Source organism: Oceanobacillus alkalisoli, assembly GCF_022213125.1.
Taxonomy (GTDB): domain Bacteria; phylum Bacillota; class Bacilli; order Bacillales; family Amphibacillaceae; genus Oceanobacillus; species Oceanobacillus alkalisoli.
Window position 1 is genome coordinate 38161 of sequence record NZ_JAKNRA010000009.1, and the last position, 26563, is coordinate 64723.

The 26563-nt window shown below is 40.1% G+C and carries 22 protein-coding genes, 2 tRNA genes and 1 other annotated feature; of the genes, 3 read left to right on the forward strand and 21 right to left on the reverse strand.

Going from position 1 to position 26563, the window contains the following annotated elements; translation table 11 throughout:
- Positions 1-77 precede the first annotated feature (77 nt).
- Positions 78-1298, reverse strand: coding sequence for a bifunctional folylpolyglutamate synthase/dihydrofolate synthase (locus L3V42_RS11865; RefSeq protein ID WP_235761025.1), 1221 nt, complete (start codon positions 1296-1298; stop codon positions 78-80).
- 59 nt (positions 1299-1357) lie between these two features.
- Between L3V42_RS11865 and L3V42_RS11870 the strand changes: the two genes are divergently transcribed.
- On the forward strand, positions 1358-2248 hold the full coding sequence (locus L3V42_RS11870; protein WP_235761026.1) for an ATP-grasp domain-containing protein: 891 nt from the start codon (positions 1358-1360) through the stop codon (positions 2246-2248).
- Between the two features lie 36 nt (positions 2249-2284).
- Here L3V42_RS11870 and L3V42_RS11875 read toward each other — a convergent pair whose 3' ends face one another.
- A complete protein-coding gene (locus tag L3V42_RS11875; protein WP_235761027.1) occupies positions 2285-4927 on the reverse strand; it encodes a valine--tRNA ligase in 2643 nt (880 codons plus the stop codon).
- 55 nt (positions 4928-4982) lie between these two features.
- Positions 4983-5207, reverse strand: a binding site (T-box leader).
- Positions 5208-5352: 145 nt separating this feature from the next.
- Between L3V42_RS11875 and L3V42_RS11880 the strand changes: the two genes are divergently transcribed.
- On the forward strand, positions 5353-5541 hold the full coding sequence (locus tag L3V42_RS11880; protein WP_235761028.1) for a YszA family small membrane protein: 189 nt from the start codon (positions 5353-5355) through the stop codon (positions 5539-5541).
- On the opposite strand, the gene L3V42_RS11885 is transcribed toward L3V42_RS11880, so the two are convergent.
- The 7 genes from L3V42_RS11885 to hemA all read right to left on the reverse strand — a co-directional run bounded on the left by L3V42_RS11885 (position 5538) and on the right by hemA (position 13349).
- A complete protein-coding gene (locus L3V42_RS11885; RefSeq protein WP_235761029.1) occupies positions 5538-6530 on the reverse strand; it encodes a YutH/CotS family kinase-like spore coat protein in 993 nt (330 codons plus the stop codon). The genes L3V42_RS11880 and L3V42_RS11885 overlap by 4 nt on opposite strands.
- Positions 6531-6594: 64 nt before the next feature.
- Complete coding sequence (gene spoVID, locus L3V42_RS11890; RefSeq protein WP_238472071.1) at positions 6595-7566, reverse strand: stage VI sporulation protein D; 972 nt, start codon at positions 7564-7566, stop codon at positions 6595-6597.
- Positions 7567-7952: 386 nt separating this feature from the next.
- Entirely contained in the window at positions 7953-9242 is a 1290-nt protein-coding gene (gene hemL / locus L3V42_RS11895; protein ID WP_235761031.1) for a glutamate-1-semialdehyde 2,1-aminomutase, read from the reverse strand.
- Between the two features lie 14 nt (positions 9243-9256).
- The gene (gene hemB / locus L3V42_RS11900; protein WP_238472099.1) at positions 9257-10234 is read right to left on the reverse strand and encodes a porphobilinogen synthase; all 978 of its coding nucleotides are present in this window, start codon (positions 10232-10234) and stop codon (positions 9257-9259) included.
- A gap of 28 nt (positions 10235-10262) precedes the next feature.
- The gene (locus L3V42_RS11905; protein WP_235761032.1) at positions 10263-11009 is read right to left on the reverse strand and encodes a uroporphyrinogen-III synthase; all 747 of its coding nucleotides are present in this window, start codon (positions 11007-11009) and stop codon (positions 10263-10265) included.
- A complete protein-coding gene (hemC, locus tag L3V42_RS11910; RefSeq protein ID WP_235761033.1) occupies positions 11009-11935 on the reverse strand; it encodes a hydroxymethylbilane synthase in 927 nt (308 codons plus the stop codon). The genes L3V42_RS11905 and hemC overlap by 1 nt, the downstream gene beginning before the upstream one ends.
- Positions 11936-11975: 40 nt before the next feature.
- Positions 11976-13349, reverse strand: a complete 1374-nt coding sequence (hemA, locus tag L3V42_RS11915) for a glutamyl-tRNA reductase (protein ID WP_235761034.1) — start codon at positions 13347-13349, stop codon at positions 11976-11978.
- A 261-nt stretch (positions 13350-13610) separates the two neighbouring features.
- Between hemA and L3V42_RS11920 the strand changes: the two genes are divergently transcribed.
- Positions 13611-14093: a LiaI-LiaF-like domain-containing protein gene (locus tag L3V42_RS11920; protein WP_235761035.1), complete on the forward strand. Its 483-nt coding sequence runs from the start codon at positions 13611-13613 to the stop codon at positions 14091-14093.
- A 69-nt stretch (positions 14094-14162) separates the two neighbouring features.
- Here L3V42_RS11920 and yihA read toward each other — a convergent pair whose 3' ends face one another.
- The 12 genes from yihA to racE all read right to left on the reverse strand — a co-directional run bounded on the left by yihA (position 14163) and on the right by racE (position 26544).
- Positions 14163-14744: a ribosome biogenesis GTP-binding protein YihA/YsxC gene (yihA, locus tag L3V42_RS11925; RefSeq protein WP_235761036.1), complete on the reverse strand. Its 582-nt coding sequence runs from the start codon at positions 14742-14744 to the stop codon at positions 14163-14165.
- Positions 14741-17068 (reverse strand): endopeptidase La, encoded by a 2328-nt coding sequence (gene lon / locus L3V42_RS11930; RefSeq protein WP_238472072.1) that lies wholly within the window; start codon positions 17066-17068, stop codon positions 14741-14743. The genes yihA and lon overlap by 4 nt, the downstream gene beginning before the upstream one ends.
- Before the next feature lie 357 nt (positions 17069-17425).
- Positions 17426-18703, reverse strand: a complete 1278-nt coding sequence (clpX, locus tag L3V42_RS11935) for an ATP-dependent protease ATP-binding subunit ClpX (protein ID WP_235761038.1) — start codon at positions 18701-18703, stop codon at positions 17426-17428.
- A gap of 264 nt (positions 18704-18967) precedes the next feature.
- Positions 18968-20257, reverse strand: coding sequence for a trigger factor (gene tig / locus L3V42_RS11940; protein ID WP_235761039.1), 1290 nt, complete (start codon positions 20255-20257; stop codon positions 18968-18970).
- Between the two features lie 115 nt (positions 20258-20372).
- Entirely contained in the window at positions 20373-21341 is a 969-nt protein-coding gene (locus L3V42_RS11945; protein ID WP_238472073.1) for a tetratricopeptide repeat protein, read from the reverse strand.
- A gap of 543 nt (positions 21342-21884) precedes the next feature.
- Positions 21885-21958, reverse strand: a tRNA-Arg gene (locus L3V42_RS11950).
- Between the two features lies 1 nt (position 21959).
- Positions 21960-22033 (reverse strand) — tRNA-Gly (locus tag L3V42_RS11955).
- A gap of 155 nt (positions 22034-22188) precedes the next feature.
- A complete protein-coding gene (locus L3V42_RS11960; protein ID WP_235761041.1) occupies positions 22189-22701 on the reverse strand; it encodes a metallophosphoesterase in 513 nt (170 codons plus the stop codon).
- A 48-nt stretch (positions 22702-22749) separates the two neighbouring features.
- A complete protein-coding gene (locus L3V42_RS11965; RefSeq protein ID WP_238472074.1) occupies positions 22750-23355 on the reverse strand; it encodes an XTP/dITP diphosphatase in 606 nt (201 codons plus the stop codon).
- Complete coding sequence (rph, locus tag L3V42_RS11970) at positions 23356-24123, reverse strand: ribonuclease PH (RefSeq protein ID WP_238472075.1); 768 nt, start codon at positions 24121-24123, stop codon at positions 23356-23358.
- A gap of 136 nt (positions 24124-24259) precedes the next feature.
- Entirely contained in the window at positions 24260-25342 is a 1083-nt protein-coding gene (locus L3V42_RS11975; protein WP_238472076.1) for a GerMN domain-containing protein, read from the reverse strand.
- Positions 25343-25728: 386 nt separating this feature from the next.
- Complete coding sequence (gene racE / locus L3V42_RS11980) at positions 25729-26544, reverse strand: glutamate racemase (protein WP_235761096.1); 816 nt, start codon at positions 26542-26544, stop codon at positions 25729-25731.
- Between the last annotated feature and the right edge of the window lie 19 nt (positions 26545-26563).

Below are 26563 nucleotides of genomic sequence, written 5' to 3' on the forward strand. Positions count from 1 at the left end.
AGAATACCTTTGCATCACTCTAGCATAATCAGAATGAAAAAGTAGAAGAAATTTGTCAGTTGGATTGTAAAACTTTTCTACATCATTTTACGTTGATTCAATAAATAGTGACGCACTTCTGTTATAAAGTGGAGTGAACCTGTAATAAAATAAACACTGTCATTATCTGGTATGTATTCGAGAAGTGCTTTATAATCAGGGTTCACTTGTTCAACCGGAATGTTACGTGGCAAATTATTTAGATTCCATGCACGTGGATGTTCAAAGGTAGTAAGCGTAATATGCTCAAATTGTTCCGATAATAAATCAAGCATTTCTGCTATTGCTTTATCGCGAAACATGGCAACAATGACTTGTTTGTTCGCATCAGGATATTGCTCATGAGCAGTCTGAATAAAAGCTTTTATCCCGGCCGGATTATGAGCAGCATCGAGTATAACTACCGGATTGTGCTGAACACATTCAAATCGACCAGGCAGCATGGTATCCTCTATTTGGCAGATTGCTTTTTCGAAGTCCAGTTTGAAACCACTTTGCTTTAAAATATGTAAAGCTTGTAAAGCAATTGAAGCATTATCTTGCTGATGCTCTCCTTTCATTTGCAGATTGAAATACAAGCGGTTAAAATCCATTCCAAGTTTAAAACAGGGAGCGTGCTTTTTCCGGGACTCTTCTTTCATTACAGCAAATGCTTCCTCATCCAAATCTCCGACAACGACTGGTATTGTTTCCTTAATAATTCCAGCTTTATGCCAGGCTATTTCCGACTCACCTTCACCTAAATAATCCATATGGTCGCGTGCAATCGATGTAATAATCGACAGAATCGGCTGCACGGCGTTCGTCGTGTCGAATCGACCGCCCATGCCCGCCTCGATCAGAACAAATTCCCCATTTTGCGCAAAAAAACAAAACGCCAGAGCAGTAAGTACTTCAAACTCTGTTGGCGCCAAATCCGCTTCGTCCATTTCTATAACATGCGGCAGAATGTGATTCATCTGTTCAACCATTATTTTTTCAGGGATTTCCTGATCGTTTAACAAAATATGTCCGCGTACCCCTGTGAAGCTCGGTGATGTAAAAACCCCGACCTCATAGTCATTTGCCTGCAAAGCTGCTTTAATAAAATGCAGTGTCGAGCCCTTACCGTTCGTGCCAGCAATATGAATTGCTTTAAAATGATTTTCTGGATTACCTAATCGGGCTAGCAACTCATGAGTCCGTTCGAGACCCGGCTTCATTCCTAACTTTTTTCGTTCATTGAAAAACACTTCCACCTCTTGTATAGTAGAAAACATGATAACACCGCTTTCCTCAATTAATCGTAAATTCATTATAACAGAAAGGAAAATGAATGTTGAAACGAACAGGATGGATAATCTATAACGGCAACTTGCCTGGAAGTAAGTTTCTTGATTTCGCAGAGATGCTGCAAAAGGCAGCAGAAAAATTCAATAGTAAAGCAAAACTCATTAAAAATAATGATTTACTTAGTTTGCTTACAACTTCAAAACTTGATGTATTATCAGAAATGCCTCTCCCTGATTATGTTGTATTTACGGATAAAGATATTTATTTAGCGAAACAATTGGAATACCTAGGTGTTCCTGTATTTAATAAGGCCGAGGTAATCGCTGTAAGTGATGATAAGATCGCGACCTATCAAGCACTTGCTAAATTAAATCTGCCAATACCAAAAACAATAATTGCTCCCAAAATATTTCACACAGGAAGTTTTGATGAACGAGTTATCGAGATGGCAATCGAGGAAATCGGCTTTCCTCTTATAATGAAGGAAGCGTTCGGTTCCTTCGGTGAGCAAGTATATCTTGTTGAAAGTAAAAAAGAACTCAATAAGAAACTCGAGTTAATTGGCAATAAACCATTTGTTTTTCAAGAATTTGTCCGAACGAGTTATGGAGTTGATCTGCGCCTTCAAGTAGTTGGTAATAAGGTCGTCGCTGCTATGAAGCGAAAGTCTGACAATGATTTCCGAGCCAATATTACGGCGGGAGGTCGGATGGAAGCTTATACACCAACACAATCAGAAGAAGAGATCGCAGTGCTGGCAACAGAAGCAATTGGAGCAGATTTTGCCGGAGTAGATTTACTGTATGGTGAGGAAAATCAGCCAATTATCTGTGAAATAAACTCCAATGCACATATTCGGAATCTATATGAATGCACAGGAATCAATGCGGCAGATTATATGATGGAATATGTTTTAAACAAGATAAAAGATTATTAAAAAACGGCTGGAAACCCAGCCATTTTCTATATTCCATTATCCTTTTAATTCTTCCAGTCTTGCTTTTACTTTTGCCTGTCTTTCTAGATAGTCTTTTTCTTTCTGGCGTTCTGCTTCAACAAGAGCTTCCGGCGCTTTACTTACAAAGCCTTCATTGGATAATTTCTTCTTCACTCTGTCTACTTCTTTTGTCCATTTATCCAACTCTTTTTCCAGTCTTTCCAACTCTTTGTTAAGATCAATCAGCCCTTCCAGCGGCAGGAATATTTCTGCACCCGTTACGACAGCTGTCATTGCTTTATCTGGAATTTCCAGCTTAGCTGCAACTGCTAATTTTTCCGTGTTACAGAAGCGTTCCAGGTACGTACGATTCTGCTCCAGTTCAGAGACGATTTCCTCATTCTCTGCTTCAATCAGCATATTGATCTTCTTGGACATTGGGGTATCAACTTCTGCCCTGATATTACGAACAGACTTGATGATTGCCACTAAGCGCGACATTTCCTTAACAGCCACATCATCATGCAATTCTTGTTTTACTTGCGGCCAGCTTGCAATCGTAATGGATTTCCCTTCATGTGGCAATTGCTGCCAAATTTCTTCCGTAATGAACGGCATGAATGGATGCAGCAAGCGCATCGTTTGGTCAAGCACATAGGCTAAAACGGATTGTGTTGTTTTCTTTTGGGCTGCATCGTCACTATAAAGTGGTAATTTCGCCATTTCAATATACCAGTCACAGAATTCATCCCAAATAAAGTTATATAAATGACGTCCTGCTTCACCAAACTCATATTTATTCGTATTCTTCGTTACTTGATCAATCGTCTCATTCAATCTTGTCAGGATCCATTTATCAGCAACCGAAAGATCTCCTGACAAATCAATATCATCATAATTGAAATCCTCTAAGTTCATTAAAACGAACCGGGAAGCATTCCAAATCTTATTTGCAAAATTCCATGTTGATTCAACCTTCTCCCAGTGGAATCGTAAATCCTGTCCAGGCGTTGAACCTGTTAACAAGAAGTAACGAAGAGAGTCTGCTCCGTATTTAGCGATGACATCCATCGGGTCAACACCATTTCCAAGGGATTTACTCATTTTCCTTCCTTCTGCATCACGGATTAATCCATGGATGAGCACATCTTCAAACGGCTTTTCCCCTGTAAATTCTTTCGATTGGAAAATCATCCGTGCTACCCAGAAAAAGATGATATCATAGCCTGTTACGAGTGCCTGGGTCGGGAAATAGCGTTTGAAATCAGCCGCTTCCGTATCCGGCCAACCCATTGTAGAGAACGGCCACAGGGCGGAAGAGAACCATGTATCAAGTACATCTTCATCCTGTTCCCAATTTTCGTGATCACGAGGAGCTTCTCTACCTACGTAGATTTCACCAGTTTCCTTATGGTACCAAGCTGGTATCCGGTGTCCCCACCATAACTGTCTTGAAATTACCCAGTCCCGAATGTTTTCCATCCAGTGGAGATATGTCCGCTCAAACCTTTCTGGGAAGAAATTGACTTTTTCGTCACTGTCTTGTAATGCAACTGCGGCATCAGCAAGTGGCTTCATCTTTACGAACCATTGAGTTGATAAATATGGTTCTACAACCGCGCCACTGCGTTCTGAATGGCCAACCTGATGGACTCTTTCCTCAATCTTCAGAAGGGCACCGATTTCCTCTAGATCTTTTACAATTTGCTCACGACATTCAAACCGGTCCATCCCTTCATATTTACCAGCATTTTCATTCATTGAGCCGTCTTCATGCATCACTAGAACTCTTTCCAGATTATGGCGATTACCAATTTCAAAGTCATTCGGGTCATGAGCAGGCGTTATTTTTACCGCGCCAGAGCCTAGTTCCATATCAACATAATCATCAGAAACAATTTCAATTTCCCTACCGACAAGTGGTAAAATTACCGTTTTGCCAATGAGATGCTGGTACCGTTCATCATCTGGGTGAACAGCTACCGCCGTATCTCCAAGCATTGTCTCGGGACGTGTTGTAGCAATTTCGATATATTCATCACTATCTTTGATTGGGTATTTAAAATGGTAAAACTTGCCTTCCACTTCTTCATGAATCACTTCAATATCAGAAAGTGCTGTTTTCGTCTGCGGATCCCAGTTGATGATGTATTCACCCCGGTAGATGAGTCCTTTCTCATAAAGCTTGATGAAAACCTCTTTAACCGCATCAGACAATCCTTCATCGAGTGTGAAACGCTCTCTTGAATAATCAACACTTAAACCGAGCTTTTCCCATTGTGACCGGATAAAGGAAGCATATTCTTCCTTCCATTCCCAAGATTTCTCAAGGAACTTTTCCCGGCCGAGTTCATAACGGTTCGTTCCCATTTCTTTCAGTTTAGCTTCAACTTTAGCTTGGGTTGCAATTCCTGCGTGGTCCATGCCTGGAAGCCAGAGCACATCATACCCTTGCATTCGTTTCATCCGAATAATCGTATCCTGCATCGTCGTGTCCCACGCATGCCCGAGGTGGAGTCTGCCCGTTACGTTTGGCGGGGGAATAACAATAGAATAAGGTTCTTTTTTCGGGTCGTTTGGAGCCTCAAAGAATTTCCCCTCCAGCCAAAACTGATAACGACCTGCCTCTACTTCATTTGGATTATATTTTGATGGCAATGTTACTTTTTTATCCGACATTACCGATCAGCCTCCTTTATTTTTTACAATTAAAAAAACCCTTTCCATCCTTCCAAAAAAGGACGAAAAGAGTTAACTTCCGTGGTACCACCTTTGTTTACAAATTAATATTTGTACACTCGTTGATAGATATCGGCATTTTACCGGCATGCTTTTACTATAATTCAAAGCTGCTGCATCATGGGCGACCTTCCAGCACAACCTTCCTAGGAAATTCTCAGCAAATCATTTCCCTTCCTGTAGGCGTTCATCCTGTACTCTTCCCAATCATTTGCATTTTCATATTTTCTTATCTTATATTGTATACACTTCGCTTGAATACGTCAACTTTATCTTTCATTTCATCATATGTTCGGAAGGAACAAATAAAACTTCATTACATACGATATAGCAAGGAATATCATCAATGATTATGAGGTGATCTTATGGGTCGGTATTACCGGTATCGTCTGCCTCCTTGGGCGAGACAATGCCTGTTCGGTTTAGAAAAAGCAATGATGCCGTTATTAGTATACCAGCTTCTCCGTACAATTATACTCCCGACAACATTAGACGTATTTTTACTAGGTATTTTCATCTTTCTCTATCTTGCTTTTTACTTGGAATGGATTTAAACATCGTCATTTCTAATCTTTTGTTCAAGCATTTCTTGGAAACTCAGCCCGAAGATTAATTGACGATAAATCTGTTCTAATTCAATCGATAACGTAAGATGAGAGGGATAATTTTCTTTAGCTGTATGATAATTTTCCACAATCCGTAAATATTTATTGCTATTTAGCAGGTAGAGACAAAGTAAAGCTTGTTCCAAGGAGGTTAACGGATTTTCTTCCAGGTAGATGGCGAAATTTTGCAGGAAATGATTTTTTAATTGTGGTTCTTGAACTGCCCCGTTGCGGAAAAGGTCATATAAATCATAGATAGCATGTTTATAAGAAGCCCTCTCCCAATTAATAATATAGTGTTCAAATAAATGACCGGCTTGTAGATTACCATGATTTAAACTGATTCCCCAGTCCGATTCCCCTTCAGCATAAGAGAGAATCTCATCAACGAGTTGTTGAGATCGATTGAGGGAGAAACGAATATCACGATAGTGGGTTAAGACTTGCAGTTCGAAAGGAGAAGGATAATGGCTCTCTTCCATTGTCTCAATCCATGCAAGAAGCCGACTTTCATCTTTTGAACAACTTTTCTGATAGGTTTGAAATCGACTGGACAATTCTTGCTTGTTTAGACGGTGCAAACTTTTCGTTTGGACATGTATCCGGCCAATTTGTTTATATATGGACTGGATCCGGTTTTCACCTATAAATCTGTTATTAGTCTCAATCCATGGGGTCAGGTAATAAAATGCACCCGCTGATTCGACATACATTTTCCGGTCCCTTGTTAAATAAACAGGGATGACTTCATGAAGATTCTGTTGATTTGCTCTCGTATAGATAGACTTCCAAGTTTGTATGGATTGTTCATTCAGCCTGCTTCGTTTTAATGCATATTCTTTTCCGCCTGCCTTAACTTTATCAAGCCTATCGGTAACAGGGACAATTCCTTGGGGAAATAAATGATAAGCTTTAAGAATTTCTGTTTGATTTTCCATCCTGATAACCTCCGGAATGCTTAACATAAGAAAACCCCTTGCTTCCATTCACAAGGGGATTGCTTTATTTCTTCGGGATATATAATAACTGTCCCTCGCTAATGTCAAAGTCATCATCAAGCTTATTTTGTTTAATTAATTGTAAGGCACTAACTTGAAATCTCTCCGCAATTGAATCGATCGTGTCGTCCTCTTGGGCAATGCAAATTCGCATCTTTGTATAGCTTTCCGATTCTTCATGGCGGAATATATCTGTTAAATAACTAACATCATTCACAACTTCTGCCGGTCCGCCCTCTTCTTCGCCTTCCTCTTCTTCCTTCGCGCGAATCGTCAACTCATTTTCCATTACATCTTCCGTTTCTCGTTCTGTGTTTGCTTCTATTCCTTCTTCTATTTCTTCAACTTCTTCTACTTTCTCCGTTGCAGTTGCAGTTTCAACATCTTCCATGGACCCGGCTTCCTCGATTTCTTCTACTCTTTCCGCTTCCATTTCATTTTCTTCTCTTTCTACTTCAAAAGTAAATGAATCTGACGTTTCGTCCTGCTCAGACTCTACTTCTCTTTCTTTTGTTTCCTTTTCTTTCCATAAATCAACTTGCGCTTTGATACCTTGGATTTCTGCCACTGCTGTAAGCTGTAATTTTGAATTGGCCGGTAATTCGTAATCAAAGTTAATAATTTCGATTCTGATATCATCCATGTTCTCAATCCGGTATTCCGGAATGGAAATATCTACAGGAAAACGATGATAAAATTCAGCCATATTATCTTCTTTACTCTCTACCTGGTGCACAAATCGTTTCGCATCCAAGTCATCGAGTGTAAGATGATCTGTTTCGTCTATTCGTTGTTCATCACGCATGTATTCTCCCCGTAGTTCAATCTCCCCGCGGATAGACACATACGTATCATATGATTGAATCTCTACTTCAGGATTAAGTGAAACACCGATTAACTCGAGTACTTCATCACCTTTGTCAAAATACAATGTTTCTTGTAATTCAAATTGAAAGCCTTGATTAGCAGAAGACAAAATAACTCCTCCCTTCTCCATTGCCTATACAGTTAAAGCCTGTGTATACACTATCTATATGAATGGATAAAAGGAGATATGCATGAAAAAGCCTGACACAACTAGAGGAGTATCCTCATGTATCAGGTCTTCAAAATGTATTATTCAAAAAAGCTAAAATCCCAATCACTTTCATTCAGCGTAAGTGTCCGAAACCGAAATTCTCTTCTGGAGGTCCGCAGTCCAGACACCCCTCGCACCTGCTGAGCGGCCGGCCTCCTCGCGCTGAGCACTAAGGGGTCTCGCCAGGGTTACCTCCGAACAGGAAGTTCTAATGCCGGCGTTGGTCACAGGACGTGACATTAAGGTATCCTTAGCTGTTTTATGCTTCGGATACCTTAATGTTATTACTTATTGAGATTTGCAAACACGCGGTTGACTGCTTGAATGGTTGTTTCAATATGCTCCATCGTATGTGCAGTAGATAGGAATAGTCCTTCAAATTGAGATGGTGGCAGGAAAATCCCTTCCTCAATCATACCACGGTAATACGCTGCAAAACGGTCTAAATCAGAAGTTTGAGCTGTTTCAAAGTTGATTACTTCTTCTGGTGTAAAGAATACACCAACCATGGAACCGACACGGTTTATTTGTAAAGGAATATCGTGCTTCTCGCTAGCTTCACGGAAACCTGCTTCTAATTTATCTGCTAATTTTCCAAGTTCTTCGTATGCCGCTTCGTCCATTGCTTTTAATGTTTCGTAACCGGCTGTCATTGCTAGCGGGTTACCGGATAATGTTCCTGCTTGATAGATCGAACCTTGTGGAGCGATTTGTTCCATCACTTCCCGTTTTCCGCCGAACGCTCCAACAGGCAGACCTCCACCAATAACTTTCCCAAGGCAAGTAAGGTCCGGTAAGACATCATAATAACCTTGTGCACAGTTATAACCAACACGGAAGCCTGTCATGACTTCATCAAAAATAAGTAATGCGCCATGTTGCGTTGTAATATCACGCAGGTTTTGCAGGAAATTATTTCTTGGTGGAACAACCCCCATATTACCGCAAACAGGTTCTGTAATGACCGCCGCAATCTGATCGCCGTACTGTTCAAATGCAAGCTGAACACTTTCCCAGTCATTGTATGGAACCGTAATCGTATTACTTGCAATTGATGCTGGCACCCCTGGACTGTCTGGCAGACCAAGTGTTGCTACACCTGAACCAGCTTTAATTAATAATGAATCTCCGTGGCCATGATAGCTTCCTACGAATTTTATGACAAGATCACGGCCAGTATATCCACGGGCAAGTCTGATAGCACTCATCGTTGCTTCTGTCCCTGAATTCACCATCCGAACAATTTCTATAGAAGGTACCCGTTCTTTCACGAGGGCGGCGAGTTTATTTTCCATTTCAGTCGGTGCACCGAAGCTCGTCCCTTTATCAACTACCTCTTTTAACTTTGTCGTTACTCGTTCATCAGCGTGCCCTAAAATTAGTGGTCCCCAGCTTAATACATAATCGATATATTCATTTCCATCAATATCTGTAATCGTCGCACCTTTCCCTTTTTCCATAAAAATCGGTGACATACCAACCGATTTGAAGGCACGGACAGGTGAATTTACTCCACCAGGCATTAGTTCAACTGCTTCTTTATATGCATCGGTTGAGTTTGTAAAGTTTTTCATCATTCGTTCCTCCCTTATGATTTTCGTAAAATTGCTGCTGCATCTTTTGCAAAATAAGTTAAAATAATATCTGCTCCAGCACGTTTCATGGAAGTCAGCATTTCAAGAACGAGTTGTTGTTCATCAATCCAGCCATTTTGTGCGGCAGCTTTCACCATCGCATATTCCCCGCTCACATTATAAGCAACGACAGGAAGGTCAAATTCATTTCTAACATCACGGATAACGTCAAGATAAGATAATGCTGGTTTCACCATAAGGAAGTCTGCTCCTTCTTCCACATCAGACCGGGCTTCTCTAATTGCCTCCAGACGATTTGCCGGGTCCATCTGGTACGTCTTACGGTCACCGAATTGTGGTGCGCTATCTGCTGCATCCCGGAATGGTCCGTAGAACGCAGAGGCATATTTGACCGCGTAAGACATAATTGGAATATGAGTAAATCCTGCTTCGTCAAGTGCTTCCCTTATCACTGCGACAAAACCGTCCATCATATTGGATGGTGCAATAATATCTGCTCCAGCTTCGGCTTGGGATACGGCTGTTTTGGCAAGTAGTTTTAATGATTCATCATTATCCACATCATTCCCATGAATGACGCCGCAATGACCGTGGTCCGTATACTCACAGAGACAAGTATCGGCAACAACAAGCAGCTCAGGGTATTTCCCTTTCACGAGCTTCGTAGCTTGCTGGACGATTCCGTCTGCTGCATACGCCCCCGAACCGACTTCATCCTTATCTGTCACGACACCGAAGAACATAAGTGCACGTATACCTAATTCATATGCTTCTGTCACCTCTTCCATTAAGCGGTCCAGTGAGAATTGATAAACAGAAGGCATGGATGGGACTTCATTCTTAATGTTCTCTCCTTCAATAACAAATATCGGATAAATAAAGTCCTCTACATGAAGATGTGTTTCCCGAACCATCGCCCTAACCGACGCACTGCTACGTAAACGGCGATGTCTTTTAAAATGGTTATTCATTGCCAACTTGAAACATTCCTTTCGTCCATTAATCTTGAATCATCATTGCTTCGAGCATTCCTTCAATCGTGAATGTTTTCGCGGTAATCAAATGAGTGAACCCTGCCGCGCTTGCTGCCTTTTCTGTTGTCGTACCGATACAGACACAAGGTGCAGAGACCGCCTTGCCGTATAAGTCTATAAATCCGTTCACGGTTGAAGGACTTGTAAATGTAAGGTAATCAAAGGCACCCTGTTGTACGACATGGGTCAATCTGTCTTTTATCTCTTCATTTATGTTTGTTTCATATATTTCTATCGAATCAAAAGCAATTCCCTTTTCTCCCAATCGTTTCGGTAAAACATCAAGAGAACGGCTTCCTCGTACTAATAAAATTCGTTCGCCGTTTTGATGAATTGGCAGGAAAATAGCTGATAAAGTCTCTGCATCATATGTATCCGGCACGAGGTCCGCCGTATAGCCAAAACGCCGCAATGCTAAATCTGTCTTATGACCAACCGCAGCGATTTTAACTTGCTCTCTAAAACATCCCTGATTCTTATCACTTGCTGCAAAAAAACAATTAACACCATTTGCACTCGTGAAAATTATCCAATGATAGCTCTGCAACTGATTAAAAATATCCTGTTCATTATTTGGGCTTATACAATTTATTCGAAGAAGCGGAATTTCAATCGGTACACCGCCAAGTTCCCTTATTTTATCCGAGAAACTCTTCGCCTGGCCAGCTTCCCTCGTGACAATGATGCGTTTCCCCTGTAAGTCACTGGACATTACTCCAGCTCCTCTTTCGCTTTTTGAACGATTTCTTTCGCACCTTGGTTAATAAGGAGGTCAGCAGCTTCTGTTCCAACTTGAACCGGGTCTTTACCTGTTACTACTTCTTTCAAGATTGTCTTCCCATCAGGAGTTCCAACTAACGCGGTCATAATGAGTTCATCTTCTTTGTAATAAGCATGTCCGCCGATTGGCACTTGACAACCCCCTTCGAGCAAATCTAAAAATGTTCGCTCTGCAGTAACTGTTTCCTTTGTCTCCGCATCATTTATTAAGGATAGAATTTCTCTCATTTCTTCATCATCTTCCCTGCATTCAATCGCAAGCGCTCCTTGTCCAACTGCTGGTACACATACTTCCGGATCAAGATACTCTGTAATGATCGACAAATCCATTCCAACGCGTTTAATACCAGAAACAGCAAGAATAATCGCGTCATAATCTTCTTCTTTCAGTTTCCTTAGACGGGTTTCAATATTACCGCGAATCCATTTTATTTCCAGATCCGGGCGAGCGGCAAGTATTTGAGTGCCACGACGCAAACTGCTCGTTCCAACAATTGCCCCTTCCGGTAATTCGTTCAATTTCAAATTGTTCTTGGAAATGAAAGCATCCCTGTAATCTTCCCGAACTGGAATCGAACCAATCACCAATCCTTCTGGGAGCACCGCGGGCATATCTTTCATACTATGAACGGCAAAGTCAATGCGCTTATCGTACAACGCTTGCTCGATTTCCTTTACAAACAAGCCTTTTCCTCCGACTTTTGATAGCATGACATCAAGTATCTGGTCTCCCTTTGTAACAATTTCCTCGATGACAAATTCATTTTTGACTCCTGCTTGTTTTAATTGTTCAATGACCCATTTCGTTTGTGTTAAGGCAAGATTACTTCTCCTTGACCCAACAATAATTTTACGCATGAAAAAAAACCTCCTAATTACCAATCAATATTCTTTCTCTCTACATGGTGGAAATAGCTTTAATACGAGGTAGCGGTGTGCTTTCTGGTCGATTCAACTCTTTCATACTTTCATTTTTCTCCATTTGTTTATCGAACTCTTCCACTACTTCCGCTTCGATGCCGAAAATGTCGACAAATAGCTGCAAGCTTTCTTCTGCATTTTCCGAGCCAGCTAACTCTTTCGCCTGGGTGATCGGCTCCTTCAGCAACTGATTAATAATACTTTTTGTATGTTTGCTCAGAACCTTTTTCTCTCGCTCGGTTAAATCCGGCATTTTCCGTTCAATACTTTTCATCGTTTCCGCTTGTATGCCTAATGCTTTCTTTCGGAGAGCAGAAATTACCGGTACAACACCTAGCGTTCGGAGCCACTCTTTAAAGTCGATAATTTCTCCATGAAGCAATTGCTCCACTTCATTTGCGGCTCTTCTTCTTTCTTCTAAATTCTCATCCACAATATGCTGCAAATCATCTATATCAAATAAATGGACCGCATCAAGATCACCGATTGCAGGATCAATGTCCCGGGGGACAGCGATATCCACTAAAAACAATGGTTTATCTTCCCTTTTAGCAAGAATTGGTTCAAGCATTTCTTTCGTTAGTACGATATCACTTGCTCCTGTTGTCGTAAATAAGATATCTGTCGTTTGCAGAATATCAAGCAGTTTCTCCGTCGGTGCTGCCTTTGCACCGAATTTTCTTGCCATTGCTTCTCCCTTAGAAAAGGTGCGGTTTACAATTGTTATATTTGCTGCGTGGGCTCCGTGTAAATTTTTAGCAGCAAGCTCTGCCATCTCTCCTGCACCGAGAATCGTTATATTTTTGTCTTGCAAGTCTCCGATTTTACGTTTTACGAGTTCAACAGCCGTATAGCTAATGGATACCGCATGTTCGCCAATTGCTGTTTCATGATGAACCCGCTTCCCGAATGTAATGACTTGTTTAAATAGTTCATTGAAGATTGTTCCTGTTGCTTTCGCTTTCTGCGATGCAAAAAATGCATCTTTCATTTGACCAAGAATCTGCGTTTCCCCAAGCACCATCGAATCTAAACCGGTAGTTACCCGGAATAGATGCTCCAATGCATCATCATTTTCGGTAATCTGCAAGTAATTTTCAAATTCAACTTTATCAATACCAAACCAATCCGCTAAAAATGTTTTGATATAATATCTTCCGGTGTGTAACTGATCGACAACCGCATAAATTTCTGTGCGATTACAAGTTGATAATATGACGTTTTCTAAGATGCTTTTTCTCTCTTTTAGTTCAACCATTGCTTCATGTAAAGACTCCTCAGAGAATGTTAATTTTTCTCTGATTTCAACCGGAGCATTCTTGTAATTAAATCCAACTTTTAAAATGTGCACGTGTCTTACCTCCAGAAGTAATCAATCATTTTCCTTTAATTGAATTTACATTTTCCATTATAAGTATAGTATTATTATATCATAAGGCTTTATCCAGTAATTTTACAGCTTTAGTACAATTACAATTTTGTTACATTTATCAGTAACAAATCTTACTCAATCCAAAACGCGATATACTTTCACTTATCGTAAGTGCAACTCACAAAGTTGCTTTTTATGTATGAATGTCAAAAAACTACTATTCGTTAAAGGAGAAGATGAATGAAGACGCAAAATCCTTTGCTTGCTTACATATTAATTGGAATTGGCGTGTTTTTTCTTTTGCGTGAATTGAAGCTGCCGATCATTACCGATTTTTATTCATGGCAAACATTTTTAATTATTATTGGGCTGGCCTTTTTAATTCACAGTTACCGGTCCCGGAATTATGAACATATTTTTACCGGTGTTCTTATCCTCGGCATCGGCATCCATTTACATGGAGCAACGCATTATCACTTTTGGATCGACCATTGGGGAGTTTATTTGATCATAATTGGTTTAGCCTTTTTAATTCGCTATCTTAAAACGAAATCGGGCTTTCTGCCGGGCATTGCCTTTCTTGCTGTTGGTGTATTATTTATTTATTCAACCGCGTTTCATGCATATTTTTATTGGATATATGATGGAATCGCTCTGGCGGAAAGGTTTTGGCCAATTTTACTGATTGTTCTAGGATTTGTCTTATTAAGAAAAGGGAAATAAATTTGTTATTGAGGAATAGCCTCCTCTTTTCACGGATGTTGCTACCCGTAAAAAAAAGGAGGCAGTTCCTTAGAGAAATTGTTTAATCGCCTGCCATGCCTGTTCCTTCCCTTCTCCTGTTTCAGCTGAGAACGGAATAACAATATCTTCTGGTTCAATTTCAAACGTATCTTTTGCAATCTTCACATGTTGATGTTGTCTCGATTTTTTCACTTTATCAAGTTTGGTCGCGATAATGATGACGGGAAGTTGATAATGCTTTAGATAGTCATACATTTGGACATCGGCATCTGTTGGTTCATGACGGACATCGCAAACGAGCACAACTGCTTTCAAGTTCTCTCTCTCTTGGAAATACTCATCCATCATCTTGCCCCATTTTTCTCTTTCTTTCTTGGATACCTTCGCATAGCCGTAGCCCGGCACATCTACAAAGTAAAAAGCTTCATTTAGTTTATAAAAATTCAATGTTTGTGTTTTTCCTGGTTTTTGTGACGTGCGAGCAAGATTTTTTCGGTTAATCAATGTATTAATAAATGATGATTTTCCGACATTCGAACGTCCTGCTAAAGCAATTTCAGGTAAACCTTCCTCCGGGTATTGTTTTTTGCTGACCGCGCTAATTACGATTTCCGCTTGATTGATTTTCATTTTCTTTTTTCTTCCTCCACCAATGCGATTTCTAACACTTCATCCAAATGACTGACAGGGATAAATGTTAAATTCTGTTGTACGCTTTCTGGGATGGATGCGATATCCTTCTCATTTTCTTTAGGGATAATAATCGTCGTTAAACCAGCTCGGTGTGCACTTAATGACTTCTCTTTTAAACCGCCGATTGGAAGCACTCTTCCTCGCAACGTTATCTCACCAGTCATCCCAACTTCTTTTCGTACAGCTCGACCTGTCAGTGATGAGACAAGTGCCGTTGCTATTGTAATCCCGGCAGATGGTCCGTCTTTTGGTGTGGCTCCTTCCGGCACATGGATATGAATATCAAACTTCTCATAAAAATCAGTTGGGATTTGCAGTTCTGCTGCACGGGAACGAACATAACTCGAGGCAGCTTGAGCAGACTCCTGCATTACTTCGCCTAGCTTACCCGTTAGGATTAATTTACCTTTTCCTGGATAATGGGACACTTCAATCGATAAAATATCTCCACCTGCAGAAGTATAAGCAAGACCAGTCGCTGCGCCAACCTGATCCTCTGCTTCCATTAAACCGTAACGATATAATGGCTGCTCCAAGAAGTCCGTCAAATTCTTGACTGTGACTACTACTCGCTTTTTATCACCAGAAATAATGACCTTAGCGGCCTTACGACAAATTTTAGCAAGTTGTCTCTCTAAATTACGGACACCTGCTTCCCGTGTATAGGTTCTTACCACTTGCAGGAGTGCTTCATCTCGGATTTGTAAATTAGACGACTTTAATCCATTTTCTTTAATTTGTTTCGGTAATAAATGTTCCTTTGCAATATGGAGCTTTTCCACTTCTGTATAACCAGAAAGCGAAATCAATTCCATTCGATCGAGTAATGGACCTGGAATACTGTTCACATTATTAGCCGTTGCAACAAATAATACTTTCGATAAATCATATGTTTCTTCAATAAAATGATCACTATAATTATTGTTCTGCTCCGGGTCTAAGACTTCAAGCATTGCAGATGACGGGTCTCCCCGGAAGTCATTCGACATCTTATCAATTTCATCGAGTAAAAATACTGGATTGATTGTACCAGCTTTTTTCATTCCTTGGATAATCCGGCCTGGCATCGCACCAATATAAGTTCTCCTGTGGCCTCTAATTTCCGCTTCATCCCGAACTCCACCGAGGGAAACACGGACAAAATTCCGATTTACAGAACGGGCAATGGAACGTGCAAGTGATGTTTTTCCAACTCCGGGCGGACCAACTAGACAAAGGATTGGTCCTTTTAAGGAATTCGTTAACTTTTGAACAGCTAAATATTCTAAGATACGTTCTTTAACTTTATCTAGTCCGTAATGACCTTCATTTAATACACTTTCAGCTTCATTAATATCAATTGTATCTTGTGTTTGCTTCGTCCATGGCAAGTCTAATAGCCAATCCAAATAATTACGGATAACAGAACTCTCACCAGAACTTTGCGGTACTTTCTCATAGCGCGCTAACTCTTTAAGAGCAACTTCGTAAACATGTTCCGGCATATCGGATTCATCGATTTTTTCTCTTAACTCACTAACTTCGCCTGATTTACCATCCCGGTCACCGAGCTCTTTCTGGATAGCTTTTAATTGTTCTCGCAAATAGTATTCTTTCTGGGTCTTTTCCATCGATGTCTTCACTCGTTCACCGATTTTCTTTTCAATGCTTAATACTTTCTTTTCATTCGTAATTAAACGGATAATTTGTTGCATGCGCTCGGTTACATTCGACATTTCCAGTAATGCTTGCTTTTCTTTTAGTTTAATCGATAAATGAGAACTAATAATATCAGCAACCCGCGCTGGATCTTCCATATCTGCAACTGATTTAGCTGATGCACTGGATACTTTTCTGGAAAGCTTCGTATACTGCTCGAATTGCTCAAGCAATGCGCGCATAAGTGCTTCTTCTTCCGTCTGATCTTCGTGTACTTCTTCGAGCTGTGTAATTTCTACTATAAATTCATCTTTTTCATCGATTGTACGAACAATTTCATATCGATCAAGCCCTTCTACCAATACACGCAATGTACCGTTTGGCATTTTCAGCATTTGATTTACTTTTGCAAGGGTACCAATACGATAAATCTCATCTATTTTTGGATCATCAATGCTCGTCTTTTTCTGAGCAGCAAGAAATATAAGTTGATCATCAACCATTGCTTTCTCAAGTGCTGCAATCGACTTGTCTCTTCCAACATCCAAATGTAAAACCATGGATGGAAACACGATTAAACCTCGTAATGGCAGGAGGGGGATTTCTTTTATTTGGTTTACCATGATAACGACCTCCATAATGAATATGTACATGTATATATCAAATTGTTCTAATGAACATTAATAGTTAGTTTAATGAATTTCATAATACGTATTTAATGCTTCACTATCACCATATGTAGTTGAGTTGATTCGTTCCCAACTACATATGGTGATGGAAAAGCCGACTCTGGTAATTATGAAATTCATTCAGTTGATTAATATTTGGTATCGGTGATTTACAAGTTGTAATAAATACTATTCCCCATTATCCCGTTTATACAAACAGAAATGGAGACTCGGTGCTAATAGGCTCTTCAAACAGACGAGAGCATCTTTTAAGCAGCCGGTCTCCATTATCTTAAAATGTTCTAAATAATGTTATGCACTTTCTTTCGGTAATTTCTCATTTCCTTCAATTACAGTACCATCACGGAAAACAAGCTTAGGACTGCCATTTTCATCTTTCACCGTATCCTCTGTGATGATACATTTCGTGATATCTTCACGGGATGGAAGCTCGAACATGACGTCCAGCACAATCCCTTCAATAATGGAACGCAAGCCCCGGGCCCCTGTCTTCCGTTCGATCGCTTTTCGGGCGATTTCACGTAAAGCAGATTCCTCCATCTCCAGTTCCACATCATCCATTTCAAATAGCTTCTCATATTGTTTAACGAGAGCATTTTTTGGTTTTGTAAGAATTTGGATAAGGGCATCCTCGTCCAGTGGTGTTAAACTGGAAATAACCGGAATACGACCAATGAACTCTGGGATTAATCCATAACGAAGCAAGTCTTCTGGTAAAATTTTGGAAAGCAGCTCCCCCATGTCCAGATCCTCTTGTTGTTCGTTTGCACCAAATCCAATTACTTTCTTGCCGAGACGACGTTTAATTACTTGATCAATCCCGTCAAAAGCACCACCTACGATAAACAGGATGTTTGTCGTATCAATTTGGATGAACTCTTGATGTGGATGCTTCCGTCCTCCTTGTGGAGGTACACTTGCAACCGTCCCCTCAAGAATCTTAAGTAAGGCCTGCTGCACTCCTTCACCGGAGACATCTCTTGTAATCGATGGATTTTCAGATTTTCTTGCGACTTTATCGATCTCATCGATATAAATAATTCCTTTTTCCGCTTTTTCTACATCATAATCTGCTGCCTGAATTAATTTAAGGAGGATGTTCTCCACATCTTCCCCTACATAACCAGCTTCTGTAAGTGATGTAGCATCAGCCATTGCAAAAGGTACATTAATAATTCGCGCTAATGTTTGCGCTAGTAATGTTTTACCGCTTCCTGTCGGCCCGATTAGTGCGATGTTACTTTTCGCAAGTTCTACATCATCGGTTTTATTCATCGAGTTAACCCGTTTATAGTGGTTATAAACCGCTACAGATAGGCTTTTCTTCGCTTGATCTTGACCAATGACATAATCATCAAGTATTTCACAGATTTCTTTAGGTTTCGGAATTTCCGTAAATTCCATTGCGTCTTCCGAACCGAGTTCTTCTTCTACAATTTCTGTACATAGTACAATACATTCATCACATATATAGACACCAGGTCCAGCAACTAATTTACGAACCTGTTCTTGATTCTTTCCACAAAAGGAGCATTTGAGTTGTCCTTTTTCTTCATTGAATTTAAACATATTTTCACCCCTATAGTTCATAAGAAAATTAAATTTCCTGACTTAATTATAGCAATCATATCAGATACGAATTAAAAAACAAAACGATAAACCTTGCAACATAATATCTGCTTTAAATAATACCATATAACTTATCTATATGTCAGATAGCAACTGTTAAGTCAGAGAAATATGAATTAATCCGCTGTCCGGTTCGGTTATATAGAAACAAGGTGCGAGGGAATTCGCACCTTGTTCGTGTTGGATTGTCTTTTCTCGTGATGATTAGTTAGCTGCTTTGCTGTGTTCCACTAATAGGTCGATTGCTTTTCTTATTTTGAGATCATTTTGGATTGTTTCTGTGTTTCCGCCAAGAATTTGGACGAGTTGGTCTTTTTCAACACCATACATGCCAGCCATCTTATCAATCTCTTCATCCACTTCTTCTTCAGTTGCTTCAAGATTTTCTGCATTTGCAATTGCTTCAAGTGTCAAGCTCGTTTTCACTCGTTTAGCTGCATCTTCTTTCATTTGTTCTCTTAATGCCTCTTCATCCTGACCAGAGAACTGGGAATACATTTCTAATGTCATTCCTTGCATTTGTAGACGCTGTTCGAATTCAGCAAGCATTTGTTCCAATTCATTTTCAACCATTGCATCTGGAATATCAACCTCTACATTATCAGATGCTTTTTCAATTAGGCTTTCACGTTTTGCAGTGTCTGCTGCTTGTGTTCTTTCTTCCAGCATTTGTTCTTTTTTCTTCGTTTTGAATTCATCTAATGTTTCAACTTCATCATCAACGTCTTTTGCGAATTCATCATCAAGCTCTGGAAGTTCTTTTGCTTTTACTTCATGAATTTTAACTTTAAATGTTGCTTCTTTACCAGCTAGGTCTTCTGCATGGTATTCTTCCGGGAAGGTAACATCAATTTCCGTCTCTTCTCCTGGTTTCTTACCGACTAATTTCTCTTCAAATCCAGGAATGAATTGACCAGAACCAATTTCCAGGCTATGGTTTTCACCTTTCCCACCTTCGAATGCTTCACCATCTGTGAATCCTTCAAAGTCGATGACAACTGTATCGCCATCTGCAATTTCTCCTTCTTCTTTCACAACAAGCTCTGCATGCTGCTCTTGAAGGCTTTTCAACTCATTATCCAGATCTTCCTCTGTTACTTCAACAGATTCTTCTTCCACTTCAAGGCCTTTATATTCGCCTAAAGTAACTTCAGGCTTCACTTCAACCTCTGCAGTGAAGATCAATGTTTTACCTTTTTCGATTTGTTCGATATCAACACTCGGCTGTACGATTGGAAAAATGTCCGCTTCGTCCACCGCTTTCGAATAAGCTTCCGGTAGTACAATATCTACAGCATCCTGATAAAGGGATTCTACTCCGAAACGCTGTTCAAATAATCCGCGTGGAATTCTTCCTTTACGGAAACCTGGTAATTGTACATCTTTCACTACTTTTTTAAACGCTTGATCTAATGCTTGATCAAATTCTTCAGCAGGAACTTCAAATGTCAAAATTCCTTTATTTCCTTCTTGTTTTTCCCATTTCGCTGTCATAATTGATTACCTCCAACATCTATTGTTTAACTTAATAATACATTTAAGGGTTAATTTTCATTTTTTACAACTCAATCATTATACCATAACTTAGAGGTCTTTCAAGCATTTGTACCTAATCCTCAATAATACTTGCATATAATAGATCGGTTGTCTTAATTTCTTGGATATACTTATCTACCTCTGCTCGTTCTTGCTCAGGAACGGCAATGTTTAAATAGTCGTTCCCAATCTGTAGTAATGCCTCTGCGATATAAGGTGATTCATCAAGTGATGGTGCAATTGGATAGAGCGCGTAAAGATAGTGCCCTAAAAGCGTATTCATCACTTCATACAATGACGGATTGCTTTGCTCCGCTTCTTTGATCCGGGAAGCAATTTCTTTAGCGATTGCACTTTCATTTATTTCCGGTGTTTCACTTGGTGTCGCCTTCATTTTGATGCCAAACTTATGTACTTCTATCGACTTTGTTATTCCTATTCGTTTCATCCAAAGATAGATGGCCGTTTTAACTAACGGATGGATATGTTCATCAACAAGCAGCGAGATTACTTTCTCATTTGGCTGGATCGTCGTTTTACTAAGCTTATTTACGAGTCTCCATTGTTCAATGTGGTTATCTTGGTGCACAGCATCAAAGAGCGCATCTAAGTAAATATTCGAACGTTCTAATTCCACATTCAGCCGCATTTTTTCACTCATCGAGTAAAGTTGTTTGAATGGTTCTTTCAATTGGTTCGGTACATTGCCGCTCTCTAATTCCACTGCCACGACATCAATCAATGCATCATATTGATCCGTTTGAAATAATAAAGTTAAATAAATATGTATGTACTGGTAATAATAGGAATCTTTTTCTTCTATTAATGACTCACAGAGTTCCTGTGCTTCCACGTAACGCTCCAGCTCCATTAAGCAAATTAATTTCCCGGTGTAAATTTCATGATTTTTTACATCATAGCTTAATAGGTTGTCTAATTTCTCCAAAGCTTCCTCGAATTTCTTTTCTTTAATTGCTGCAACACTTTCTTCTTCTAGTACTTTTTGCCATTTTGGAAACAAAATAATATTTCCAGGTTTCATTTTCCTCAGGTCACCTCCTCCTTTTGTTTCAATTTTTTATGAGCTTGAATGAATTTCATAATTACCAAAGTCGGCTTTTCCATCACCATATGTAGTTGGGATCGAACCAACTCAACTACATCTGGTGATGGTGAAGCATTAAATACGTATTATGAAATTCATTAAGCTTAACTTAATAAATAGTTTTACCCTTCCTATTAAATATGAAACATGAAGAAAGAGAAAACAGCAGCCTTTTCTATCCTCTGCTACGGTTTATTCCGTTCATTCAATCGAGGGGTTGCTTCATCTGGTTCGTTCGTCAAGCAAATAGATAAAGTAAAACTTCAATCCGTGGGGTTTTTCTTCATCCCCACGGATTGTTAGTTGAACGAACCTTAGGTGTTAGCTCTCGTTTCTTCCCACCTTAACTTGCTAGATTGAGCGGAAGTTTTGAGGTGGGAGTTTTACGGATACTTACACCGGGATAAAAGTATATATATCCTATCATAATACAAAAGAGAAACCTAAAACAAGTTAGGTTTCTCTTTTGTTGTCTGAAAGTGTCCCAAGTAGGATTCGAACCTACGGCCTACAGCTTAGAAGGCTGTTGCTCTATCCAGCTGAGCTATTGGGACATGGAGCGGGTGAAGGGAATCGAACCCTCATCATCAGCTTGGAAGGCTGAGGTTTTACCACTAAACTACACCCGCAGATTTCTTTTTTATTTAGTTTTAAGTGGTCATTATGTAAAATATATGTTTTAAAAGCGAACAAGTTTTATTATAGCAGTTTTGCATTAAATGTCAATATTTTTTTGAAAAAAGCTTGCTGAGAAAAAATATCCTCTCAGCAAGCACTTGATAGATTAAGCCTTTACTGGATAATCCAGCGCAGGATAATGCTCACCAGATAGTGTGTAAAATGTAGCAGATATAGCTTTATCGGAATCCCATTCTAAAATAGCATAAGTTTTCTCCCGCATCCCACCTCTTGGCTGGAAGATACTGCCTGGATTAATAAATAGTTGTTCCCCTTCCTGAGCAGCGCCAGCTACATGGGTATGTCCAAAACAAACGACATCAGCGTCTGCTTCTCTTGCCCGCAAGGATAGAGCGGTCAAACCATAGTTCACCTTATGCAGATGGCCATGGACAATCAGGAAATTCAATCCATCTATTTCCAATGTTTGTTCATTCGGATAGCGATTGTCAAAATCACAATTTCCAGCGACTTTATAAAACCCATCCAATGGACCGGAGTCGATATCAAGCTCAGAGTCTCCGCAATGAATGCGGTAATTGACCTCGTGTCTTTCCTTTATTTCCGATAGTTCCTCTGTAAGTCCATGACTATCACTAACAATCAAAATTTTCGTCATGCTGCTGCATCTCCCTTTCTGCTTATCCTTTTTCATGTAAGGAGAGTTTTACTTATGCTCAACTAGCTTGTCCCAGTTCTCCAATTGCTTTATCGCGTTACTCCGGTGGCTGATTTGATTTTTTTCACTAGCACTCAACTCTGCCATCGTTTGTTGATAGCCGTTAGGGATAAACAATGGATCATAGCCAAATCCATTTTCCCCATGAGGAGCAACAGAAATTTCACCTTCACAAGTACCTTCATAAAATTTTGTTTTCTCCCCGGGAATTGCTATTGCAAGTACACAGACAAATCTTGCTGTTCGTTCAGCTTGCGGAACATCCTGCAGTTTCTGTAGCAGCTTTTGATTATTTGCTTCGTCACTCTTATCTTCTCCTGCGTAGCGAGCAGAATATATACCTGGTGCACCGTCCAGCGCATCCACAACAAGCCCTGAGTCATCTGCGAGAACAGGGCGATTCAGCATTTCTGCAATCTGTTCTGCTTTTAGTGCCGCATTCTCTGCAAAGCTATTGCCGGTCTCTTCAATATCTGGAAGTTGTTGCTCGGCAATATCCAATAATGACTGCACGTTTACACCATAGGGCTGAAAGAAATCAATAAACTCTTTGACTTTCCCTTGATTCCGAGTCGCGATAATGATTTCTTTCATTTAATTCCTCTCTCCTTGTGGTGCTTTGGTACTTTCAATTGATTCTCCAAGTTCACCCAATATCTCTTTCTGTAATTCAAATAGCTGTTGCAAGCCTTCATCTGCTAAGCTAAGCATCGTGAAAAGCTCATTCTTCGAAAATGTAGCCTCTTCTCCAGTACCTTGGATTTCTACAAATTCACCTTTCCCGGTCATTACAATATTCATGTCTACATTTGCTTCTGCATCTTCTTCATAGTTTAAATCGAGAATCGCTTCACCTGATGATAATATTCCAACAGATGTCGCTGCTAAATAATCTTTTACAGGCAAGGATTTAATCTGTTTTTTTTCCACTAAAGTTCCAAGTGCAAGTGTCATTGCAACAAATGCTCCGGTAATGGAAGCAGTTCTTGTCCCACCGTCCGCCTGAATAACGTCACAGTCCACCCATACTGTGCGCTCACCAAATCCTTCCAAATCAACAACAGAACGTAAAGCCCGTCCAATAAGGCGCTGGATTTCCATCGTTCGTCCTGTCACTTTACCTTTTGAGGATTCTCGGATATTCCGCTTTTCTGTAGCCCGCGGCAGCATCGCGTATTCGGCAGTAATCCAGCCTTTACCTTGTCCTCTCATAAAGGGGGGTACTCTATCCTCTACACTTGCATTACAGATTACTTTTGTATTCCCCACTTTAATCAGCACTGAACCTTCCGGATGCATAATATAATCTTTTTCCATTTTAATAGGTCTTAATTCATTTATTTTTCTACCATCATTTCTCATGTGAAAAATCCTCCTCACTCGTCGAATTAAGCTTACCATACTTTTCCCGAAAGAAAAATCATCATCCCTACAAAAGTTGCATGTAGCATAAAACAAAAAGAAGCTAGGACATGGCCCCAGCTTCGAATTTCTTTTATTAAAGTTTCTCACTTGGAACAAAGAAGTCTGCACTGACCGGTTCACTGTACGGCTCCCCGCTCTCATTTGCAATTACATCCTTATTCTCGACTTTAATCTCTACAGCATCAATTTCATCCTGAATCGTTAATGTTCGTACAATCGTCTCCATCACGTCATCTGCAATAACTGCGTCTTCTGCATCTTTTAATATCGCTTCATTAAAAGTGAGTTCCAACACTCCTTCTGACAATGCTGGTTCGCTGACAAGCATTGCTTCTTCATTGAATACATGAGTTACATTCGCCATAAAACCTGGACCATCCATTAATGAAGTGACAATCGCTTCAAACATCTCTTCGTCTTCCCCGACACCTACATATTGCGTTACAGGTATATAGTACCGGTTTTCTTGGTCGCTTGCTGGGTAATACATCGTCACTGCTTCACTGTTAATGAAATCAATCGTGTCATTTTGTATGACGTTGATCCCATCTGCTTCAGAGTAACCTTTTCCAATCGGAGTACCATTTACTGGCATTTCATCTAGTTGATGACCATTAACCCAAAGCTGAACACGGTCTACACTCTCAAATTGCGTTAAGGTATGTGTAACAGCCTCAAGAATTTTCACTTCATCTTCAGCAGCATAATCTTCGAATTCCTCCGAAAGGTCAACAACCATTGTCCCGTCCTCCAAAAGATTTAAACCAAGAATTTCCGTTCCTGCGGGCAAGACCGCACGAAAACCATTTGGCAATACATCCATTACCGGACCATCAACAACTAGATACTCTAATACTTGGGTTGCAACCTCTTTTGATTCAAGCAGCGGCAGTTCGATCATTTGTGATGCGACCATACCGTTTGCATCAATTAAAAATAGCTGGCGGGCAATTGTCTCGTTTGCTTCTTCTTCCATGTTCTCCTCGTCTGTTTCGGCCCCATCTGCTTCTGTTTGTTCATTACTTGCTGTATCATTCACTGCTTCTGCATTTTCAGGTGGATCGATTTCAACGGAAGACTGCTCCCCTTGGAAACAGGCAGTTAGTAACAATAGTGAAGCACATACACCTGGAATTAATAATCGACTCGCTTTCATGCAATACCTCCCTGCGATGGTTTGTACTACAATATATACGAGCTATCAAGTGGAAATAGACCAGCTTGTTTTAAAAATGTTTAAATAGAGTCGGAAGGTAAAATAACACCCTGACGTTCGTTGACTATAAAGGACGAACTAGCCATCACTTTCATGCAGCGTAAATGTTTTGCACGTTCTTATGGGTTGCTCTCTAATCGCCGTTCAGCAGGTGCGAGAGGTGTCTGGACTGCAGACCTCCAGAAGTGAGTTTCAGACACTCACACCTTATGAAGGTGATGTGTTTTTATTTTTGATTACTTTAGGGGCGGAGTTATTTGCAAATTGGAACAGAATCTGAGTGTCGCATCTACCGGTCCCATGGTGAAACGTACTATAGGATAGCGCTATTCTTTTTCGATGACTGCTCGTTTAATTGTAAATTGTTGGTGAATTGCATTTTGGAAAATTTTAGTTGCGATTCGGTTAAATATCTCCATGTCTCCAGTAGAATAAATTTCATGCACTTGCTGCAGACCTGATTTATTCTGTAATTGTTTTATTTCAAGAACAGCGCTTGTTTCTCTTGCTGTTTCTTCACTTGAAGAAATCACTGCTACCTGATCCCCAACTACTTTTTTGATAAGCGGTTTTAATAAAGGATAATGCGTGCATCCAAGAATCAACGTATCCATATCATTATCTTCCACCAACGGTTCTAGCGTTGATTCTACAACCATTCTTGCCTCTTCCCCTGTAAAGACTCCTTTTTCCACTAACGGTACAAACAATGGACAAGCTAGCGCCTGTACATGAAGTTCTGGGTTGATTTGTTTTAAGGCATCAGGATAAGCACCACTTTTCACTGTTCCCTCTGTTCCGATAATGCCAATTTCTTGATTAATTGTTGCCTTAATTGCTGCTCTTGCACCCGGGTTAATCACACCTATTACGGGGATGTCTAATTTTTCTTTTAGATCATCAATCGTATAGGCAGTAGCTGTATTACACGCAATCACAAGCAGCTTAATTTCCTTTTCTAATAAGAAATCCACCATTTCCCAAGTGAATTGTTGAACTTCTTCTTTCGTTCTTGGTCCATATGGGCAACGTTTCGTGTCACCAAGATAAATTAGCTTTTCCCTTGGCAGCTGCCTCATTAGTTCAAGTGCCACGGTCAAACCGCCAACACCTGAATCAATTACTCCTATTGGTTTCTCCACAATCCGTTCATTCCTTATC

Bases quoted from the DNA above. Each gene is read 5' to 3' on its own strand.
- L3V42_RS11945 (WP_238472073.1), bottom strand. From the start codon at position 21,341: ATGAAACCTGGAAATATTATTTTGTTTCCAAAATGGCAAAAAGTACTA.
- L3V42_RS11885 (WP_235761029.1), bottom strand. From the start codon at position 6,530: ATGGAAAATCAAACAGAAATTCTTAAAGCTTATCATTTATTTCCCCAA.
- tig (WP_235761039.1), bottom strand. From the start codon at position 20,257: ATGACAGCGAAATGGGAAAAACAAGAAGGAAATAAAGGAATTTTGACA.
- L3V42_RS11960 (WP_235761041.1), bottom strand. From the start codon at position 22,701: ATGACGAAAATTTTGATTGTTAGTGATAGTCATGGACTTACAGAGGAA.
- hemB (WP_238472099.1), bottom strand. From the start codon at position 10,234: ATGAATAACCATTTTAAAAGACATCGCCGTTTACGTAGCAGTGCGTCG.
- L3V42_RS11965 (WP_238472074.1), bottom strand. From the start codon at position 23,355: ATGAAAGAAATCATTATCGCGACTCGGAATCAAGGGAAAGTCAAAGAG.
- L3V42_RS11875 (WP_235761027.1), bottom strand. From the start codon at position 4,927: ATGTCGGATAAAAAAGTAACATTGCCATCAAAATATAATCCAAATGAA.
- hemL (WP_235761031.1), bottom strand. From the start codon at position 9,242: ATGAAAAACTTTACAAACTCAACCGATGCATATAAAGAAGCAGTTGAA.
- L3V42_RS11920 (WP_235761035.1), top strand. From the start codon at position 13,611: ATGAAGACGCAAAATCCTTTGCTTGCTTACATATTAATTGGAATTGGC.
- L3V42_RS11975 (WP_238472076.1), bottom strand. From the start codon at position 25,342: ATGAAAGCGAGTCGATTATTAATTCCAGGTGTATGTGCTTCACTATTG.
- hemC (WP_235761033.1), bottom strand. From the start codon at position 11,935: ATGCGTAAAATTATTGTTGGGTCAAGGAGAAGTAATCTTGCCTTAACA.
- L3V42_RS11880 (WP_235761028.1), top strand. From the start codon at position 5,353: ATGGGTCGGTATTACCGGTATCGTCTGCCTCCTTGGGCGAGACAATGC.
- lon (WP_238472072.1), bottom strand. From the start codon at position 17,068: ATGGTAAACCAAATAAAAGAAATCCCCCTCCTGCCATTACGAGGTTTA.
- clpX (WP_235761038.1), bottom strand. From the start codon at position 18,703: ATGTTTAAATTCAATGAAGAAAAAGGACAACTCAAATGCTCCTTTTGT.
- L3V42_RS11865 (WP_235761025.1), bottom strand. From the start codon at position 1,298: ATGTTTTCTACTATACAAGAGGTGGAAGTGTTTTTCAATGAACGAAAA.
- yihA (WP_235761036.1), bottom strand. From the start codon at position 14,744: ATGAAAATCAATCAAGCGGAAATCGTAATTAGCGCGGTCAGCAAAAAA.
- rph (WP_238472075.1), bottom strand. From the start codon at position 24,123: ATGAGAAATGATGGTAGAAAAATAAATGAATTAAGACCTATTAAAATG.
- L3V42_RS11905 (WP_235761032.1), bottom strand. From the start codon at position 11,009: ATGTCCAGTGACTTACAGGGGAAACGCATCATTGTCACGAGGGAAGCT.